Annotated in this window: 1 protein-coding gene and 2 pseudogenes; all 3 read left to right on the top strand. The window is 67.6% G+C overall.

Annotated elements, in window-relative coordinates:
* Nucleotides 1-289 precede the first annotated feature (289 nt).
* Nucleotides 290-610, top strand: a complete 321-nt coding sequence (locus tag ACLJK8_RS22430; RefSeq protein ID WP_413152637.1) for a hypothetical protein — start codon at nucleotides 290-292, stop codon at nucleotides 608-610.
* Nucleotides 562-2208 (top strand): annotated as a pseudogene (locus tag ACLJK8_RS22425) (phage tail tape measure C-terminal domain-containing protein); the annotation flags it as partial. The gene ACLJK8_RS22430 and the pseudogene ACLJK8_RS22425, both read left to right, overlap by 49 nt.
* Nucleotides 2209-2269: 61 nt before the next feature.
* A pseudogene (locus ACLJK8_RS22420) lies at nucleotides 2270-2428 on the top strand (DUF2460 domain-containing protein); the annotation flags it as partial.
* Between the last annotated feature and the right edge of the window lie 133 nt (nucleotides 2429-2561).

Below are 2561 nucleotides of genomic sequence, written 5' to 3'. Positions count from 1 at the left end.
CCATTCATGGTCGGTCAGTTCGTACCGGCGACGTGTCATTCAGGGCTCCCTCAGTTTCGAGCCTTGAATCAGCCACACAGCAAAACGCCAACCAGATTTATGGGTTTGCCGCCTAAGAAAGGCCGCGGTTCTCGTGCGATACGGGAGCCACTGTCCGGCACCCCAAGTATGCGGGATAGCGGCGGGGGACGGATCGTTGTGGAGATGGTCAGATCGGGCCGATCAGTAGTGTGATCGCCCCCGCCTTTTCGAATGTCCTGAACGGATACATGGGGAAGACCTCGCGTCCTTGCCCCGACAAGGCCAGGAGGCGAAGAGACCATGTACGATCATCGGGATCGATATCTCGAAGACCACACTCGACATCTACCGTCTCTCGGACGGCAAGCGGGCCCGCTTCGGCAATGACGCGGCCGGGCTCAAGGCCATGCGGAAATGGCTCGGACGAAAACCGCTCCGCGTCGTTTATGAGGCGACCGGACGTTATCACCGGGATCTAGAGGCAGCACTGGCATCGGCCGGGTACGCCAACGCCATGGCGGCCATCGACAGCCGCACCGGCCGCTCGGCATCGCCATTCGTAGCCTTTTCGACAGTATCGGCCGCCTAACCACCTATGCCGTGACCTTCGCGACTTTCCTCGCGGGCCGCTGGATCGCCGGGCTGGCATGGCCGCCGCCGCGCTCTCCTTCCGTGGTCTCGCCACGACGCTGATCGTCCTGCGCGGCGCGCTGATCCGCACCGGCATCGGGGCGCTGATCGTCGGTGTCGGCGAGCTGATCTATCAGCTTTCCCAAATCGTCGCCCGCGTGGGCGGGGTCGGCGAAGCCTTCCGGCTGCTCTCCGATCTGGCCGCCGAGGTCTGGTCGCGGGCTGGGCTCGCGCTCGACGCCGCACTGGCCCGCATGGCGGCCGGATGGGAGGGGCTGAAGGCCGCCGCGCTCTCGGCGCTCGACGGCACCGTCGCGGGCGTCGTCGGTTTCGGGGACCGCACCGTCGCGATTTTCCAGGGAGCCTATGACGGCGCGGTGGCGATCTGGGGCAGCCTGCCGGGGGCCATCGGCGATTTCGCCTACCAGGCTGCGAACGGTCTGATCGGCGGGGTCGCGGCGATGCTGAACGGCGTCGTCACCCGCATCAACAGCTTCATCGAGACGCTGAACGCCGCGCTGGCCCTGCTGCCCGAATGGGGCACCGGCGAAGGCGGCGTGCGGATCGGCACGCTCGACGCGGTGGACCTGAGCCGGATCGACAATCCCTTTGAAGGCGCGGCAACGGCGGCTGGTACGGCAGCGGCCGACGCGTTTTCGGCGCTTGCCTGAACCTATATCGCACCGCCCGATCTCGGTCTCCGCGCCATGGCCGATGACGCGCGTGCCCGGGCCGATGCCTATCGCGAGGCCGCGGGCATGCTGACCGATGCCGCGACCCGGCCGCTTGCTGCCTGGCAGGCTCTGAAGGATGCCGTGACCGGGTCCGGCACGGAGGCCGAGACCGCGCTGACAGATGCTGCGACCTCCGCCGATGTACTGGCGGCCGGGCTCGACGACACCGCAGCCGCAGCCAACGGCGCAGGTGGCGCGGCCCGCGATCCCGGAACCGCCGCTGGCGAAGGGGCGGAGCGTGCGCTGACCGGCTGGCAGGCCGTGACGGCGGCGCTCTCGGACTATGCCAGACGGGCACGAGAGATCGGCGGCGATATCGGCCAGAGCTTCGTCAGCGCCTTCCAGTCGGCCGAGGACGCGGTCGGGGGAGTTCGTGAAGACCGGCAAGCTGAACTTCCGCGATCTGGTGACTTCGCTCATCGCGGACCTGGCGAAACTGGCGGCGCGGCGGTTCATCCTCGGCCCCATCGCCAACGCGCTCTCGAGCGCGCTTGGCGGCGCGGGCTGCATCTTCGCCAACATCCTGCACGCGGGCGGCATGGTCGGCTCCGCAGGTCCCTCGCGCGTGGTCCCGGCCATGGCCTTCGCCGCCGCGCCTCGCATGCATAGCGGCGGCGTGGCCGGGCTTCGCCATGATGAGGTGCCTGCGATCCTGCAGCGCGGCGAGCGTGTGCTCTCCCGGCGAGAGGCGCAGAGCTACGGCACGGGCGGCGGGATCAACGTCACCATCATGGCCCGTGATGCCGAGAGCTTCCGGCAGTCCCGCATACAGGTCGCGACGGACATTGCTCGCGCGGTCTCGCTGGGGCGGAGGGGCATGTGAGTGCGACCCCGCAAGTGGAAACCGGTTGCGGGGGCCAGAGCACGAACCACGGAGAACATTGATGGCGTTCCATGAGGTCCGGTTCCCGGACAACATCAGCCGTGGCGCGCGCGGCGGACCCGAACGGCGTACCCAGATCGCCGAGTTGGCCTCGGGTGACGAGGAGCGCAACGCCAGCTGGGCCAATTCGCGACGCCGCCATGATGTCGCCTATGGTATGTAAGTTTAGACTTGATCGGACATCTGGTGTCCGGATGTCGGTCATGTTCCGCCTGTCAGCCTCCGATCGGGCGGCGATCATTTTTTCCCTCGCGATCGGGGCCGCGTCAAGGAAGGTGCGCATCGGCGTCTTG

Source organism: Amaricoccus sp. W119 (genome assembly GCF_047275745.1).
Lineage (GTDB): Bacteria > Pseudomonadota > Alphaproteobacteria > Rhodobacterales > Rhodobacteraceae > Amaricoccus.
The sequence above is the reverse complement of the archived record's forward strand: the minus strand, read 5'-3'. Positions and strand labels throughout refer to the sequence as shown.